The 16,955-nt window shown below is 30.6% G+C and carries 16 protein-coding genes and 2 tRNA genes; 6 read left to right on the plus strand and 12 right to left on the minus strand.

The window, feature by feature from the left end; all coding sequences use genetic code 11:
• Positions 1–13 precede the first annotated feature (13 nt).
• Positions 14–1,282, minus strand: coding sequence for a hypothetical protein (locus V1T75_RS05265; RefSeq protein ID WP_330487515.1), 1,269 nt, complete (start codon positions 1,280–1,282; stop codon positions 14–16).
• Positions 1,275–2,006 carry a type III pantothenate kinase gene (locus V1T75_RS05270; RefSeq protein WP_330487516.1) on the minus strand — a complete coding sequence of 244 codons (732 nt, stop codon included), beginning with the start codon at positions 2,004–2,006 and terminating at the stop codon, positions 1,275–1,277. The genes V1T75_RS05265 and V1T75_RS05270 overlap by 8 nt, the downstream gene beginning before the upstream one ends.
• 109 nt (positions 2,007–2,115) lie before the next feature.
• On the opposite strand from V1T75_RS05270, the gene V1T75_RS05275 reads away from it, so the two are divergent.
• Positions 2,116–2,188 (plus strand) — tRNA-Phe (locus V1T75_RS05275).
• 64 nt (positions 2,189–2,252) lie between these two features.
• A tRNA-Phe gene (locus tag V1T75_RS05280) sits at positions 2,253–2,325 on the plus strand.
• A gap of 33 nt (positions 2,326–2,358) precedes the next feature.
• Here the strand turns inward: V1T75_RS05280 and V1T75_RS05285 are convergent.
• From V1T75_RS05285 to V1T75_RS05295, 3 genes are all read right to left on the minus strand, one after another.
• Positions 2,359–3,657: a hypothetical protein gene (locus V1T75_RS05285; protein WP_330487517.1), complete on the minus strand. Its 1,299-nt coding sequence runs from the start codon at positions 3,655–3,657 to the stop codon at positions 2,359–2,361.
• Positions 3,658–3,721: 64 nt separating this feature from the next.
• Positions 3,722–3,943 carry a hypothetical protein gene (locus V1T75_RS05290; protein WP_330487518.1) on the minus strand — a complete coding sequence of 74 codons (222 nt, stop codon included), beginning with the start codon at positions 3,941–3,943 and terminating at the stop codon, positions 3,722–3,724.
• A gap of 106 nt (positions 3,944–4,049) precedes the next feature.
• Complete coding sequence (locus V1T75_RS05295) at positions 4,050–5,039, minus strand: endonuclease/exonuclease/phosphatase family protein (RefSeq protein WP_330487519.1); 990 nt, start codon at positions 5,037–5,039, stop codon at positions 4,050–4,052.
• A gap of 102 nt (positions 5,040–5,141) precedes the next feature.
• On the opposite strand from V1T75_RS05295, the gene V1T75_RS05300 reads away from it, so the two are divergent.
• Positions 5,142–5,606, plus strand: coding sequence for a Spy/CpxP family protein refolding chaperone (locus V1T75_RS05300; protein WP_330487520.1), 465 nt, complete (start codon positions 5,142–5,144; stop codon positions 5,604–5,606).
• Positions 5,607–5,684: 78 nt separating this feature from the next.
• Here the strand turns inward: V1T75_RS05300 and V1T75_RS05305 are convergent, their stop codons facing one another.
• Genes V1T75_RS05305 through V1T75_RS05320 form a run of 4 tightly spaced genes read right to left on the minus strand, consistent with a single transcriptional unit; the run spans position 5,685 to position 9,837 of the window.
• The gene (locus V1T75_RS05305; RefSeq protein WP_330487521.1) at positions 5,685–6,200 is read right to left on the minus strand and encodes a gamma carbonic anhydrase family protein; all 516 of its coding nucleotides are present in this window, start codon (positions 6,198–6,200) and stop codon (positions 5,685–5,687) included.
• A 4-nt stretch (positions 6,201–6,204) separates the two neighbouring features.
• The gene (locus V1T75_RS05310; protein ID WP_330487522.1) at positions 6,205–6,939 is read right to left on the minus strand and encodes a LytR/AlgR family response regulator transcription factor; all 735 of its coding nucleotides are present in this window, start codon (positions 6,937–6,939) and stop codon (positions 6,205–6,207) included.
• Between the two features lie 2 nt (positions 6,940–6,941).
• A complete protein-coding gene (locus V1T75_RS05315; RefSeq protein ID WP_330487523.1) occupies positions 6,942–9,131 on the minus strand; it encodes a tetratricopeptide repeat-containing sensor histidine kinase in 2,190 nt (729 codons plus the stop codon).
• Positions 9,124–9,837: a hypothetical protein gene (locus V1T75_RS05320; protein WP_330487524.1), complete on the minus strand. Its 714-nt coding sequence runs from the start codon at positions 9,835–9,837 to the stop codon at positions 9,124–9,126. The genes V1T75_RS05315 and V1T75_RS05320 overlap by 8 nt, the downstream gene beginning before the upstream one ends.
• 242 nt (positions 9,838–10,079) lie before the next feature.
• Between V1T75_RS05320 and V1T75_RS05325 the strand changes: the two genes are divergently transcribed.
• Positions 10,080–11,210: a vWA domain-containing protein gene (locus V1T75_RS05325; protein ID WP_330487525.1), complete on the plus strand. Its 1,131-nt coding sequence runs from the start codon at positions 10,080–10,082 to the stop codon at positions 11,208–11,210.
• A 175-nt stretch (positions 11,211–11,385) separates the two neighbouring features.
• On the opposite strand, the gene V1T75_RS05330 is transcribed toward V1T75_RS05325, so the two are convergent.
• From V1T75_RS05330 to V1T75_RS05340, 3 genes are read right to left on the minus strand one after another with little or no spacing between them, the layout of a single operon-like run.
• Complete coding sequence (locus V1T75_RS05330) at positions 11,386–12,180, minus strand: glucosaminidase domain-containing protein (protein ID WP_330487526.1); 795 nt, start codon at positions 12,178–12,180, stop codon at positions 11,386–11,388.
• Positions 12,180–13,121, minus strand: a complete 942-nt coding sequence (locus V1T75_RS05335) for a 1-aminocyclopropane-1-carboxylate deaminase/D-cysteine desulfhydrase (protein WP_330487527.1) — start codon at positions 13,119–13,121, stop codon at positions 12,180–12,182. The genes V1T75_RS05330 and V1T75_RS05335 overlap by 1 nt, the downstream gene beginning before the upstream one ends.
• Before the next feature lie 32 nt (positions 13,122–13,153).
• Entirely contained in the window at positions 13,154–14,017 is an 864-nt protein-coding gene (locus V1T75_RS05340) for a winged helix-turn-helix domain-containing protein (RefSeq protein WP_330487528.1), read from the minus strand.
• Positions 14,018–14,317: 300 nt separating this feature from the next.
• On the opposite strand from V1T75_RS05340, the gene V1T75_RS05345 reads away from it, so the two are divergent.
• The gene (locus tag V1T75_RS05345; RefSeq protein WP_330487529.1) at positions 14,318–15,178 is read left to right on the plus strand and encodes a helix-turn-helix domain-containing protein; all 861 of its coding nucleotides are present in this window, start codon (positions 14,318–14,320) and stop codon (positions 15,176–15,178) included.
• Between the two features lie 89 nt (positions 15,179–15,267).
• On the plus strand, positions 15,268–16,287 hold the full coding sequence (locus V1T75_RS05350; RefSeq protein WP_330487530.1) for an alpha/beta hydrolase family protein: 1,020 nt from the start codon (positions 15,268–15,270) through the stop codon (positions 16,285–16,287).
• The last annotated feature ends 668 nt before the right edge of the window (positions 16,288–16,955 follow it).

Here is a 16,955-nt window from a genome sequence, read left to right on the forward strand (position 1 = left end):
TTCTCAGTTTTTGTTAATCTATTCGTCTTTTTTCGAACCAGTTAATACTGTTCAAAGATAAACTTAATCTTAGGTTAAAATAGTTTTCTTTTATTAAGTTATTGTTAGTCGTTCCTCGTTGTCCGTACTCAAATCCTACATTTACGTTTGATAATTGTCTCGGTAATGGCAATCCTAATCCAACATTTATGCCAAAGTCTTTTATTGCAGTAAAATTATCCGTTGTCTTTACTAACAATCCAGTATCTTCAAAACGCAATCCTGCTCTGTAGGTTACTCTATCCCAATAACTTGAAATAGAATTAATTTTAGGAATATAATACCCTCCTATGGCAAACTTACTTGAATCATCATACTTATGTGATGAACCATCAGCTATAAAAACACTGTTACTTCCAAGTGCACTTTGGAATTCTTGATTCACTTCTACATACCATTTATTTTCTTTTCCTAAACCAAAACCATAAGTACTTTTTAAAGGTACATTTATGTTTCCATCAAGTGTTCTGTTAAATAACTCATCTCTTGGAACCTCTTGTCCAGAGCCATTAAACGATAATGAGTACATTTTTTCAGACCCTTTAGCAGACAAATCGGTAGACATCGTAAATGAGGCACCAGTAGATAGTTGTAATTTATTTTTCAGCTCGGTTTTATACTGTAAACCTAATTTAAACTGTCCGCCTCTAACATTGAATGATTCTTCGTGTTTAGTTGCCAACGTTACATCCGATCTTTTATTTAAAATACTGTTGTCAACATTTCCAAAAATAAAGCCCGCTTCTGCACCTACCGACAATCCTTTGTATACATACATACCAAAGCTTGCGTAGATTTTATTAGCTCCTCCTTCTCCTGTGAACAAAGTAATATCATCAGTATTTTCTCCATCTAATAAAGAATACCCTACAGAAGAGAATGGTTGTAACCCTAGAGATAACCCGGCTTTTTTTCCTATTGGAAAACCTAATGAAATATACCTTAAACTTGTTGAGTTTGCTGTTTGAGAAGCGTCTTGTTCTTTTATTGTTAAAAAGGTTAAACTACCTCCTAAAGCATAAGTTGCCGCTCTTAAGTCAGCATTTGACGCTGGGTTTGTAAAATTTAGGTGGTGATAATCTTTCATTGCAACACCAATACCTCCCATAGAAGCTTGTTCTACTGTTACTGCCTCAAAATTTTCACCTATTCCAAAATAAGAATACGGTGAAGCACTATTTCTTTGTGCTAATATTGCTGACGTAGTTAGTACAAAAACTCCTAATATAAATCTCTTAATCATTCGCTAAATTGTGTATCAAAATAGTATGTAACCCCTCCAAAACAAAATTTGGATGGGCAAATATGACACTTTTTAATTGTTTTGACAAAAAATATGTATCTCCACCTGTTAAAACTACTGTTAAATCTGGATATTTTTTTTGATATTGTGCTATAATTCCGTCTATTTCATTACAAATTCCATTGATTACTCCAGAATGCATTGAACTTTGAGTATCTACACCAATAAAATTTTCTACTTCATTAGCTTCTAGTAACGGTAATTTAGAGGTAAAAGTATGTAATGCCTTATACCTCATAGCAATCCCTGGTGAAATTGCTCCTCCTAAATACTCCCCTTTTTCATTAATAAAGTCATAGGTTATACAAGTACCAGCATCTAATACCAGTACATTTCGGTTGGGGTATTTTTTTATTGCTGCCGACGCTAAAGCGATTCTATCGACTCCTAATGTTTTTGGGGTCTTGTATAAGTTTTTAAATGGAACCTTTGTATTTGAATCTAAAAAAAAGGGATGTAAGAGTTTTTCCATTTCTTGCATCTCTTTCTCTGAAAAATTGGCTACAGATGACACAATACTCTTCGAAATTGGAAAACTTGAAATTATTTTTTTTAGCGCAGAAATTATATTTTCTTTTTCAAAAACAACGACTTCTTTAACAGTATCTATTTCAAAAACAGCGACTTTAACTCTTGTATTGCCTACGTCTATAATTAGGTACATATTTCTTTTTTTAGAACGTGTAAATTTACGTCACATTTTTTTAAAGTTTTTACTTTGTATAATTAAAAAACGATTGTATATTTGCATCCGCTTAACGAAAGTAGCAACTGGTGCCTTAGCTCAGTTGGTAGAGCAAAGGACTGAAAATCCTTGTGTCCCTGGTTCGATTCCTGGAGGCACCACAATAAAACTCGTAGCGCTTGTTACGAGTTTTATTTTAAAGATGTTACTTTTTAAGCTATGACTGGTGCCTTAGCTCAGTTGGTAGAGCAAAGGACTGAAAATCCTTGTGTCCCTGGTTCGATTCCTGGAGGCACCACGATAAAAACCCGAACAAATTTGTTCGGGTTTTTTAGTTAAAATTTAAATCTCCAACATTAACTCTTAACGATTTCATTACTCCAAAAAAAATATAACTTGTTTTTATTTCTCTCTCCTTTATTGTTTTACTCTCTAAAATCATTTTTATGATCTTCTGAAAACATAACTCTTCTGGAATACTTTTCTTATTTGGTAAAAGAGCTAATTTCAGATCAAATAACCAGTCATGAAAACCCAAGATGCTTATTTTATAACCTTCTTTTGTTAATTCTTCTATACTTTTAAGGATAAGCACACTCTTAAGCGACTCTACAATTACCTTGTCTAATTTAATTTTTACAAAATCATTAAATATTGAAAGTAATATTTCAATTCTTTCTTTTATTGAAGAATTAAAGTACTTCTTAGATAAAAAAACTACAACTTTAGTATACACCTCTATTTCTTTTTTAGATAAGAAAGGAATAATATCAACCATTTTTTCTAGCTTTAAGTTATTATCTAGAATATCTTTTTCTAATAAGAAAATGACTATTTTTTCTAAAACAAGTTCATTACAACCAAAATAATAAGTATTTATTTTATTGTTAGAAATCGCTTCCTTAATTTTCTCATCATAAAAAACACATCTAAAATTCGATTTTAAAACAGGACAAAACATTGAAATATTTGACTCTATCAATGCTTTATCTAAAACTTTCTCTTTAGAATTACTGTTATGAAACCCCTCTAAATACTTCCCGATAACTTTACCTCTATATGAACCGCTAGTCTGAAAAGGATAAACTAAGTAAGATATATAATTAAAAAGATGTTCCGAAAGCCTATGTAAAGCAAAAAAAGACTCTTCTTTATTTCTTTTTTTCAAATCTCTCTCATTTACCAAAATATTATGTAATAAAACATCAGAAACCTTATAGTTTGGCAAACAAGAATTTGTAAACAATTCATAAAGATTCTTGACTACACTTATGAATGTAAAACCAACATTATTAGTATCTTTTATGATTTTATATTGACTTATAGAAGAAAAAACCTTTCCATAAAAAGAAGATCCGTTCACTGCTCCCAATACCAAACTTATAACATCATTTTGGTTCAGAAAGGACACATCAAAGTTTACGTTATTATACTCTTGATTGATAGAAAAATTTTCGGAGTCCGTTAAGATTATAACATCGATATCTGACTCTAGACTATCTAAATTTTCTTTTTTACAACAATCATAATTACTTCCAACAATGATTATAGAATTTAGTTTAACTTCTTTATTGAAGGTCAAACTAGTTAGCTCCTCAAGCAACTTTAAAATATTACTTTTTGTATTCATTTAATATTTCATTATACAAAAAAGAGGGTTTTAAAAACCCTCTTTATAACTATTTTTTATTTTTTTAACTATCATAACAATCCCAAACACCTGGAGAATCCTCATGACAAGTACCTGTACCAGTTGGTCCCCCGTGCCCTGTATGCCAATGTCCACATTCCTTTTTACATTCTTCTTCTGAAGAATACTGTCCTCCCATTATACTTTTTTTCTCTTCCACAGTAAGAACACTCATGTTATCAATTTTAGATAACAATTCTTTTTTCATACTTTTAAGATTTTTCATAATTCATTGAATTTTAAAATTATTTTTTTCATTTATTAAGTAACAAATAAATTTAGAATTTATTTATCACATTTAATCCAAATATAAAGAATAAGTAATTAATAAACTATCTTAATGCTTTTTTTAACTTAAATTTCATTTCAACAGGCAAATGGTCTGATGCTTTCCCGAACTCTTTTAACACAGCACCCCCTACATATTCTATAAAATCTTCAGTATAAAAAATATAATCAATACGCTCTACTGGTTTTTTTGTGTCAAATGTATTTTCAGGATTTTCACTTAAGAAAGCAGCATTGCCTACTCCATCCATTGCAAACATTTTTTGAATAACAGCTTCACTATCTCTTGCTTTTGAATTAAAATCTCCTAATAAAATTGTAGCAGATGTCTTTCTATACTTGTTAAAAAGATTCAATACGTACTCAAACTGCCTTGCTCTGGTTGTTTTATCAAATGCTTCTAAATGCAAATTTATTACTACTACCTCTTTTCCTTCTATCATAATTTTTACCACTTGTACCAGTCTGTCTAAATACAACGCATCTCTATAAAAAGGATTATCCGCTACTCGCTCTAAAACTATACGTTCATAATCTTTTAGCTCGTACTTACTTAAAATTGATTGCCCTGAAACTATTTTACCAAAATGCATGCTTGGTGGCCAATATGGAAAAGGCACGTAATGCTCATCCCAATTTACACCTCTAGCCACATAATTGTAACCTAATTCTGCTAATTTTTCTTCTTGGTTCACCTCATATGATCTCGCCGCATTATAATCAACTTCTTGAAGCGCTATTATGTCTGGATTCACTTTTTTAACCTCTGTAAGCACTTTTTTTAAGTTTGATTCAAATAGTTCTTTAGGTTTAGCTATTGCTCGATTATTTGTCATCCCGCTCAAATATCCAATATTGTATGTTACAATACTATATATGGAATCATTATCTACTGTACTTGTGTAGTTGTGCGTAATGATTTTTGCGTATTCTGCTTCATTCATTGTTGGAGACGATGCCCAGAAAAAAAATACCGCAAATCCCCCAACAACTAATAATAAAAACCTTAATGCAATTCTAAAAATAGACTTCATAAAAAATTAAAAAAATGTTAAAAAATGCTTTCAAATTTAAACTTTTTTAAGCTCCTGTGGTCTTAGAGATGTAAAATAATTAAAACCTTAAAATTTAATAACATGAAGAAATTACTAACACTCTTGATTTTAGCAGTTGGTTTTACTGCTACCACTCAAGCACAAAAAAGAAATAAAGCTGAGCATGAAAAATTAACCGTAGCACAAAAAACGGAACTAGCGATAAAAAAAATGACCTTACAACTCGATTTAACTGAGGCTCAACAAAAACAAATTACTCCTTTAATAGCTAAACAGGTTGCTGAGAGACAGAATATGTGGGCTAAGAAAAAAGCAATGAAAGAAAGCGGTAAAAAAGCTACAGCAGACGAACGTTATGCAATGAAAACTAAAATGCTTGATAAACAAATTGCATACAAATCTGAAATGAAGCGCATTTTGAATGAACAGCAATATGAGCGTTATGAAAAAATGACTGCAAGAAAAATGAAAAGGCATAAAAAGAAAGCAGCTCACAAAAAATCAAAAAAAGGTAAGCCTACAAAAACACATCAGGAAGAAAAATAAATTTAACTTATTAGTAGATTAGTTTTTGATTGAAAAAAGCTCGGTTTTGGAAACAGAACCGGGCTTTTTACTATTCAATTACTCTTTAAACCAGCTTGAGTATTTTACATAATTATTGGCAATCCTGTCAATTTCTCCTGAAATAAGTTCTTTAGAAATATCTTTTACTTTTTTTGCAGGTACTCCTGCATAAATACTTCCGCTTTCAATATGCGTATTTTTAGTTACAACTGCTCCTGCTGCTATTATAGAATTTGACTCTACTATACAATCATCCATAATAATACTTCCCATACCTATCAATACATTATCGTGAATAGTACATCCATGCACTAACGCATTATGACCTATCGATACATTATTTCCTATAGTAGTTGGCGATTGTTGATACGTTGCATGTATAACTGCGCCATCTTGCACATTTACTTTGTTGCCCATTTTTATATAATGTACATCTCCTCGAATAACTGCATTGAACCATATACTACATTCTTTTCCCATTACTACATCTCCTACAATAGTTGCATTTTCAGCAATGTAACAATCCTTTGGAATTTGAGGCTGTTTCCCTCTTACTGCTTTTATAATTGGCATAATTTTATTTAAAATATGATAATAAATTTGCTTTTTTAGATGCTGAGACCATAATTTCTTTTCCGTTTGACAGCACAACACTTCCTCCTTTTCCTTTTTTATACTTTGTTATTTCATTAACATTGACTAAAAACGATTTGTGTACTCTAACAAAAGAACTATCTTTTAAAGCTTTTTCAAAATATTTTAGTGTTTTACTGACTAATTTTTTAGAATTCTCAAAATAGATTTCGGTATAATTATCATCTGCTTTACAAAACAAAATTTCATTCACCGCAACTACTTCAAATCCATCTTGTTGAGGAATCGTAATTTTACCATTTACTTGATGTGTTATTTTTGGAGTTAACACAGCTGCTTCTAACTCATTTTCTCTCTCTTTTATTTCAGTTACAATGCCTACTGCTTTAATCAATTCGTCTATTGAAATTGGCTTTAACAAATAATAAGTTGCCTGATTGTTTAACGCCTCAATAGCGTAATGATCATAAGCAGTTACAAAAACCGTTTCAAAAGTTTGGTGTGTTACTTTTTCTAACAAATCAAAAGCATTTCCAAAAGGCATTTCTACATCTAAGAACACCAAATCTAATTCGTATTTTTCAATTAGTTTTTGCGCTTCTTCAATATTACTTGCTTCCCCTAACAACTCAACATTGGGACAATATTTAGCTACATAATTTCGTAGTATATCTCTACTTATTTGCTCATCTTCAACTATAATTGCTTTTATGTTCATCGCTACTTTTCGTCTTTTTTTAGTGTCAATTCAACCTTAGTTCCGCTTCCGTCTTCAAAAGCATCTGAAACCACCACTGATATTTTATCTTGATACATATCATTTAAAATAGCAATTCTATTTTTAATGGTACTCATTCCTTTTGATTTCTGTTTGAGTTGGTTCTTCGTCTTCATTTCTATTGACTTCTCTCTACCAATCCCATCATCTTTAATTAAAATAGTAATAGAATCATTGTTTTTGGGAAGCATTGAAATTTGAAGTTTTCCTTTTTCTTTTTTGTATCGAAGCCCATGCCAAATGGCATTTTCTATATACGGTTGCAATAACATTGGTGGAATTGAGTATTGTTCTAGCGGTATACTTTCTTCAATATGAATGTTATAATCGAACTTGTCTTTAAACCGGTTGTGCTCTAACCTTACATACAATTCTAATAACTCTATTTCTTTCGTTAATGAGATAAAATCTTCATCTGAATTTTCTAACACCGAACGCATCAATGCTGAAAATTCTGACAGATATCGATTAGCGCTTCGCTCATCATTTACTGCGATAAAGCTATTCACAGAGTTCAGTGCATTAAAAATAAAGTGCGGATTCATTTGTGAACGCATCGACTTCAATGCCAGTAAATTATTCGCTAACTTTTGTTGTTTATTCGTTCTAAACATAAAATACACTAACAAAATCATTAATAAAAAACTCCCGATTAATGAATAAATAATCCATTTTTGACGCCTGTTACTTTCCGCTACTAATTGCTGATCTTTATAGGCTAAATTAATTTTACTGTCAGCTAATTTTTTATCCTTCTCTAGACTTACTATTCTATTTTGATTATCTAAAATACGTTTACTAAAACGTTTTACTTGTTGGATTTCTTGTTCTTTTCGTGAATATAAAGTATCTACTAATTGTACATAGCTTTGATAAGCTTCAAGCGCTTCTATATAATTACCTACCTTTTCATATGCTTCAGAAAGCCTACGAGTAGCATCTTTTCCTATAATTAAATCCTTATTTTTATCAGCATCCTCAATACTTTTTTTCAAATATGGAATTGCTTCTTCATATTCAGATTTTTGTAAGTATGCACTCCCTATTTTATAGTTAATCTTTTGCGAGGTAATTGAATCGACCAAAGATTCGTTATTTTCCGCTTCTATAACTATGTCATCTGCTTCTTTTAAACTTTCTTTTCGCAACTGAATTTCTTCATCATATCGTTGAGATCTATTATAAAAATCAGCCACTTTTTGTTGCTCTTTTAACGATCGTTTTTTGTTTTCTTCGGATGCTAATTTTAACGAGTTTTTAAAATAACCATCTGCTTTTTGAGTGTTTCCTTCTGCCGCAAAAACTTCTGCTAACTTAGAGTTTAGATCTGTTATTTTTGGAGTAATTAAATTCTTTTTCGCAATTTCTAGTGCTTTTTCGTAATTGGACTTTGCTTGATTGTAATTCTGCTGTGCTAAGTGTACATCTCCCAATCCTTGATAAGCAGTTAAACGCAAATAATTATTAAGCACTCCGCTTTGTAAGCTTTGTAAAAAATTTTGTTCACTTTTGTTATAATCTTCTGATAAAAACGCTGCTTTTGCCAGTTTCAAACGAACCCTAGGTGAATTTACTTCTTGCAAAGAAATTTGATAATTCTCTATTGCCAAATCGTATTGCTTCCAATAAAGGTATACATCTGCTAATTCTTTGAATACATTAGCTCTTTGACTTTTACTTGGATTCGTTAACAAAGTCTTTTCAACAAAAGACAAGCTTTTATCAATATCTTTCTTTTTATAAAACTGAACAGAATCTAAATATTGTAAATATAAGCTTGTTTGTTTTCTTGCACTATAAGAACTTCGTTTTGATTTTCTTTTAGCTGTAAAGCCTTCTACTTCCACCTTTATATCTTCATCATCTTTAATCGTATAAAAAACACGATTAAAATTAGGGTGCGACACTTCTAATTGGCTTCCTGCTGTAGCTTTTACAGTATAATTTCCTGTTATTTCAGAAAACTGAAAAGTTCGTCCGTTTACTTCTACTATTGCATCTTTAATAGGCTGGCGCGTTTCTCTACTCACCACTTGAACTTTTACTGAAAATTCTTTCGGCAATTCTTTATCTACTTGAGAGAAGACTCCCAAAGACAGAAAAAGAAATAATATGTATATTTTTTTAATCATTTACAGGATAATATTCAATGGCTTTAAATCTTTCATCTGTCAAATCAATATAAAAATAGTGTATTTTCTCTTCATTTTTTTCTGACTTTACATTATGTAGTGTTTTAAAATACAACCTATTATTTACCTCTACTAACTGTGTGTTTAACAGCTTTTGATTTGGTCGTGAGATCTTCTTAAATCCAGAACCATTAATTTTACTAATATACAAACTAGTATCATCCTCTAAACCTAACTTCTTATCATCATTTGTATCAGCATCAATAACTTTATATAAAAGAATTTGCTGTTTTGTTTTATCAAAAATAGTTCTTAAAAACTCTACAGAAGAAATTTTAATATTCTCTCTAGTTAAAGAGGTTAATACATCTGAACCTATTTTTTGAAACTTTAGATTTGTCATCATTCCATTAAGCTGATTTTCATAGGAATTAGTCAAATGATAAACTCCTTCACTACTTGAAGACTTTAAGAAATAACTTTTATCCATATTACTTTTTACATATCCTATTGGATGAATAAGATACAATGTGCTATCAATATGAAATGGTAAATCGGCCACTCTTATTAGAGTTGTATCAATTTTAATCTCTTTTCTGTTTTTATCTAAAACGGTTACTTCTTTAATTTCATTTTTAGCATTCTGCTTACAACTAACAAGTAAGACCCCCAAAAAAAGGAATCCCAAAATCGTTTCTTTTTTCATACTTATTAACTTTTATTTCTGTAAACATACTTACTAAAAACCACACAAAAAAACGACTATCACACCAGAACATTATAAAAAGTAGTCAAAAAATGGAGCTTACTCATTTAGTTAACCTTTTTCCTAAATGAAATAACCCGTTCACTCATTTTCGATTTTTTAAGAAGAAAGTTGGAAGTAGTTTTGAGTAGAAATTAACACCAATCAAACTTTTACCCAATTAATAACTAAAAACAAAAATCATGAAAACGCACACATTAAAAGTATTTTTCTTTTGCTTAGTACTACTAACGACAACTACGTTTGCCAATGAAAATCAACCTGCAAAAAAAGCTAAAAAGCAAACTGTAAAAGTTGCTTTATTACTGGATACAAGTAATAGTATGGACGGACTTATCAATCAGGCAAAAGCACAATTATGGGAGATTGTAAATGAATTATCGTTTGCTAAATGCAGCGGTATTACTCCTAACTTAGAAATTGCTTTGTACGAATACGGAAACTCTAACTTATCTTCTAAAGAGGGGTATATCCGACAAGTTTTACAATTTACTAGCGATTTAGATGAAATTTCTGAACATCTTTTTTCTTTAAATACTAATGGTGGAAGTGAATATTGCGGGCAAGTAATACAAACTTCTTTAAACGAATTAGATTGGGGAGCTAATAAACGTGATTTAAAAATGATTTTTATTGCGGGAAACGAACCTTTTACACAAGGAAAAATTAATTATAAAGATGCTATTACCAATGCCAAAGAAAAAGATATTACTATAAATACTATTTTTTGTGGTGATTATAACCAAGGGATTACTGGAAGATGGCAAGATGGAGCTATTTACGGAGGTGGTGATTATATGACTATTAATCAAAACAAACACATTGTACATATTGTAACACCTTATGATAACGATATTATTATTTTAAACAAGCGTTTAAATGACACTTACATTCACTATGGTTCTTACGGATATTCTAAATACAGTAACCAAGCAAAACAAGATATGAATGCTGAAAGTTTAGATGAAGCTGTAGTAGTAAAACGTGCCGTAACTAAAAGTTCTAAACTATATAAAAATGCTGAATGGGATTTGGTGGATGCTTCAGAAGAAAAAGAAATTGATTACAGCGCATTAAAAAAGAAACAACTTCCTAAACAGTTACAAAACAAATCTACCAAAGAAATTAAAGTGTATGTTGAAAAGAAACGTAAAGAACGTGCTGAAATTCAGCAAAAAATTCAAGAGTTAAATAAAAAAAGAAAGGCTTATGTAGCTAAAAAACAACAGGAAAGTTCTAAAAAAAATGAGTTAGAAAGTGTTATGATTAAAGCCATCAAAAAACAAGCAAAAAAGAAAAATTACTCTTGGTAGTTTTGATTGGGGTTTGGTTAGTTGAAGCGGAGTAAAACTCCGCTTTTTTTATATCATCATTCCGACCAACGAGAGGAATCTCCTTCAAAGAAACAGCAAATATTTTTAATAAATAGCATCAAAGCCCTTCAAATTTCTCACTTTCGTTACGCTACAGTTCGAAATGACATTTCGTTTATTTTACTAGCAAATCTTGACCAATACTAATGTTATTATCACTTAGTCCATTTACTTCTTTTAATCGTTGTACCGAAATATTGTATCGTCTCGATATAGAATACAACGTATCGCCTTTTTGAACTTTATGAGAACTTGTTTTATAAGTTGGTGTTTTCGCTGCTAGAGAACCGTCTCGTCTTACTCTATCGTATTTATCTAGATTATACTTTCTTATAATAGAAATTAATTTTTGAGGATATTTTTTGTCCGTTGCATATCCTGCTCTTTTTAATCCATAGGCCCAACCTTTATAGTCTGTATGTCTTAATCTAAACAGGCTTGCATATCGTTTACGGGTTAATAAAAACTGCGAGTGGTCTTCATACGAAGTTTCCGGATATTTGTATTTTCTAAAACACTCTCCTTTTTCATCATCATCATGAGTTACACTATGTCCTTGCCAACCTCTATGGCATTTAATTCCGAAATGATTATTAGATCTAAGGGCTAATGGACTTCTTCCACTACCTGATTCTAACACTCCTTGCGCCAAAGTTATACTAGCTGGTATACCGTGTTCGTGCATTTTCTTAACTGCAATTGGAGCAAACTTTTGAATATATGCCTCGGTATGATTCGTTGTAGTTTTTAATGGTTTCTGTATTTGTTCTAACTGAGGTAACTCAGGCACTTTTTCTTCTCTGGGCTCTAAAACCACCTCATTCGGTGTATTTTTTACTACATTTTTACCTGATCCACAACTTGTCAATATTACAGCACATACTGCTAAAAAAACTACCTTTATTCTCATTAAACCTTTATTAACTCTTGTTTTTTATTTTTTAATTTCTGATTTACTCCTGCAATACCTTGTACCCCCCCTGTATGTATTGCTAATAATTTACTACTTATAGGAAATGTACCTTTTGCTACTAAATCCAAAATTCCAAACAACATTTTTCCTGTGTAAATAGGATCTAGCAAAATACTTGTTTGTTCATTAAATTTATTTATAAAACGGATTAGCTCCTCATTATATTTTCCGTAGCCTCCAAAATGATACTCATTTTGTATACTCCAATGCTCATTTTGATTTATAAAAGGTTTGATTTCATTTACTAAAAAATCGCCTTTTAACACAGGAAACCCAATTACTTTTTGATGTTTTTTTGCGGTATTTATCAATCCAGAAATGGTTCCTCCAGTACCTACTGCACAACAAATATAATCGAATTTTTCATCTTCATTTGTTAAAATCTCTTCACAACCTTTTACCGCTAATGCATTCGTTCCTCCTTCTGGAACTAGATAAAAATCACCAAACTCTTTTTTTAACTGATTGATGAATTCTTCAGAAGTTTTGTTTCGGTAGCTTTCTCTTGTAATAAACTTAAACTGCATACCATTCTCAGATGCATTTCTCAAAGTTTCATTTTTGGAAAGCGTCTTTGCTACATCTTTTCCCAGTTCATCACCTCTGATAACTCCAATAGTTTTAAATCCCGCTATTTTCCCTGCAGCAGCAGTAGCTGCAATATGATTTGAAAAAGCGCCTCCAAAAGTCAGCAAGGTTTCTTTCCCCTGTCGTTTTGCTTCTTCAATATTGTATTTCAGTTTTCTGAACTTATTCCCTGAAACAAATGGATGGATGGTGTCTTCCCTTTTTACAAAAAGCTCAATTCTTTTTGTTTTTAAAATAGGCAAATCAATTTGTTGATTCTCAGGAATAGGAATTTCTAGTTGAAACAGCATTTTTAAAAAATTATCAACGCAAAAATAAGTCTTTAATCTATTTCTAGCTTATACCCTACTCCGTGAATATTAGTTATTTTTATAGAAGTATCGTCTTGTAACTTTTTACGAAGTTTAGAGATATAGGTATCTAAGCTTCTTCCAACAACCACTCCGTTATCTTCCCAAACTCTTTTGGTTAATTCTTCTCGTTTTATAATCTCGTTAGGTCTGCTGATAAAAATTTCTAACAACTCGCATTCTTTTTTAGATAAACTGATTTCTACAGCTTGTTTTACTAACTTGTGTTGCTCTGGGTAAAACTCAAAAATCCCTAAACTTACTACATTCGTTAGGTTATTAGTTGTCGCTGTTTTATTTTTCCTCTTTTTTTGATATACAACACCTACAAGTACAATTATTAAAAACAGTAATCCATAAAAAATAAACTGATTATTATTTGACGTGCTTGTTTTAAGAAATTGAACTTCTATAAAATAACAGTTAGTAGGCAACGTTCTTCCTTTGCAAGGGATGATTGCTTTTTCTTCTTTTTTTTGCATTTCGTAGCTATACACTACTTCCTCATCATCACAATTTTTAACCTCTAAAATGTAATTTGTTGGAAAACTTGACTTTTTAAAACTCCTATTCACTAAAGTTACCAAACCACCTGGTTCAATCTCCAAATTGTTCTGAAAACTTAGCTTAAAGGTTGATTTACTCAACTGTTGCACAGGTAAAACTAATGAGGTAGTATCTTCATTGCTTAGCAATAACTGGTGTCCTACATTTCGAAGTGAAACTTTTACACGTTCTGAAAAATTTTTGTTAACAGTACACGAAGTAAACAGTGTTATTACAACAAATAAGGAGACACTTATTTTGTTAGTTATTAAATTAGAATTCTTACTCATACTGTTTACAAATATCCTACTTTTCAATCGCTTTAAGCAATAGTTGACATTTCTTTTACACTTTTTTGACATTTTTTACCCCTAGTAGTACAAAAGGAAACAACTGAAATAACATTTTTATTTATTATATTTAAACTTAAAAAATTTAAATGAAATAGAATTACTAAAACTTCCCTTTATAATAATTAACAAAGAGGATAAGTGTTATTTAATTTCTTACTTAATTTACCAGTTAACAGAGAACTATAAAATTTAGTGTTTTACTAAAACAGAGAAGAACCCTATTGAACAAACAAAATATTGAACCAAAAATATAACATATCAGATTTTGCTAAATATCTAAATATAAGCAACTCAAAAGACGAAGATATTTTAATGATTTTATATGATGATAAAAGTAAAATCCCTCTTAAGTCAAAACCAATAAAAATAGACTTTTATCTTTTAGCCATAAAATTGGATTTTGATAAAAACATCAATTATGGACAAACAGCCTTTGACGATCCTGAATCTCTTCTTTATTTTGATGCTCCAAACAACAATATAGAGTGGGATTTAGAAAAGCCTATGACTGGTTATAACATCTTAATCAGTTCAACCTTTTTTGATAAGTATGCAAAACAATATAGTTTTATGCATTATAACAATCATGAGGCACTATTTGTAAAAGGTGAAGAAAAAACAATTTTATTAGACTTATTCGAAAAAGCCTACTCCGAATATAATTCGAAACAGTTTTCAAAAGAAATTGTAACGTCGTATGCTAATTTAATTTTAACATATATTGAAAAATATTATAAACGTCAGTTTGATACCAGAAGTTCACTTTACAACAAAGTCGTAGTAGATTTTCGCAAGAATTTAGATGACTTTTTTAATGATAACACAGAAATCAAAAAACTACCAACGGTAGGTTATTTTGCAAAAAAATCTAATCTCTCTTCAAATTATTTTGGTGATTTAATTAAGCATTTCACAGGAGAATCAGCTCAAAGCTATATTCAACAATATGTTTTACAAATTGCTAAATCAAAATTAAAACAATCATCACTTTCAATAAGTGAAATTGCTTATAGCTTAGGCTTCGATTATCCAACTTATTTTACCCGTTTTTTTAAAAAAGAAGTTGGTGTAACTCCAACTGTTTTTCGCAATCAGTAATTTGTTTCAGTCTTCAAGTAATCTGTTTTAGTACTAAACAGACTTCTCACTATAATTTTGTTGTATTATTAATTTAAAAGTTAAATACAATGGAAAATCAAGTAAACCTTGCGGGAAGTGAAAGAGCTTCAACTCATAAATCAAGAATGTCTACAAAAAGAATGGAAAACGCTGTTAAGCAGTTAAATGAAATTTCAGAAGCTGACTATGAAAAAGTGCTTGGGTTAGCTAATGTATGTAAACCCTTTAGAAGTGTTATTCATAAAACACCAGATGATTATGGTATGGCTGATTGGAAAGATGTTTTTCTTCACGGTATTGATAATGTACCTTTAGATGGTTGGTATATTCCAGCAAAAGGAGGAGAAAGTGACAAGCTAGTAATCTTTAATCATGCATTACCTATGTGTCGTTCAGGGTTTCAAGGGCACTTTGGCCTACCTTTTAGTGGATATGACAATGTAGAAATTGATTTTGTAATTCAAATGAAACATTTAACTGATGCTGGTTATAATGTTTTGGCATATGATATAAGAAATCACGGAAGAAGTGGTTCTTCTAACAATGGAGTAAGCGGAATAGGTCAATTAGAATGGAGAGATTGTGCTGGAGTAAAACAATATGTAGATAATCATCCTAGATTGAGTAAAATGAAAGTTGCTCTCTACAGCCAATGTATGGGTGGTAACTCACAATACGAAGCGATTAGTCGCTATCCTGAATTATTTAAAAATGTAAAATGTATGGTAAGCCCAATGGTTGTATCTATGAGAGCTATTTATGAGGCTTTTTCTGAATTACAAGGTGTAAGTCAATATTTAGATTTAGTTGATTTTGAACTATTAAAAATGGGTGGGTGGTTAATGGATGAAATGACTCCACACACAGCTGCGCCAAATGTAAAAATGCCCGTATTTATGATACAAGTTAAAGATGACGCTTGGACTAAAAATCCTGAGGATGGGCAAAAAACTTTTGACCTTCTTGGTAGTAAAGAAAAAGAAATTCATTGGATTGAAAACACTCCATTACGATTTAAAGATGGTTACAATTATTTTGGTAGACATCCAGAAAAAATTCTTGCTTTTTTGGATAGGTATATGAGCTAGGTGAATAAGTAAAAAAACACCTCCAATAACTCTTACAAGTAGTAACGGTTTGAATTAACAATCAAACCGTTATTTTCATAAAAAACGGTATAATGTAGTCTGAAAAGTAATTCTATTAAACCCGATACTACTCATACATAAACCCGTTACCAGTATAAGCTATACAAAACAAAACACAGTACTTATTTCTTAGAATATTACAACTAACAAACCTTGAATAATAAAAACAAAATATATTAGCACGTACAATAAAAACATCTTTAACAACAGTTTGTAATATTTTGACAACACCTGAGAATATATTAAAAAATGGTTGGATGTAACAGCAGCAGACTGGACAGTTAACAGTAACTTGCTCTTTAAATTTTCTTGGGATGGAAAACAATTTGTAGATAAAGGAAATATTATAACGCTTGATGAAAATATCTTTTTCCCTATACCTATTAGAGTCACTTTTCAGGACTAACCGATAAACCTGAAAATTATTCAAAAATTAGATTTGAACTAGAAGAAAAAATTTATAGACCTCATTAAAACTAATGTATTCTGAAATTAAAAATCAAACAATGTACAAACACTCCAATTAAAACCGGGAAGAAACATTAAACCTAATAAAAAGTATTGCTGAATCGATACCATAAATATCAATACTTAACCGTCAATTTCAG

Origin of the sequence: Tenacibaculum sp. FZY0031 (assembly GCF_036350695.1) — a bacterium.
Taxonomy (GTDB): domain Bacteria; phylum Bacteroidota; class Bacteroidia; order Flavobacteriales; family Flavobacteriaceae; genus Polaribacter.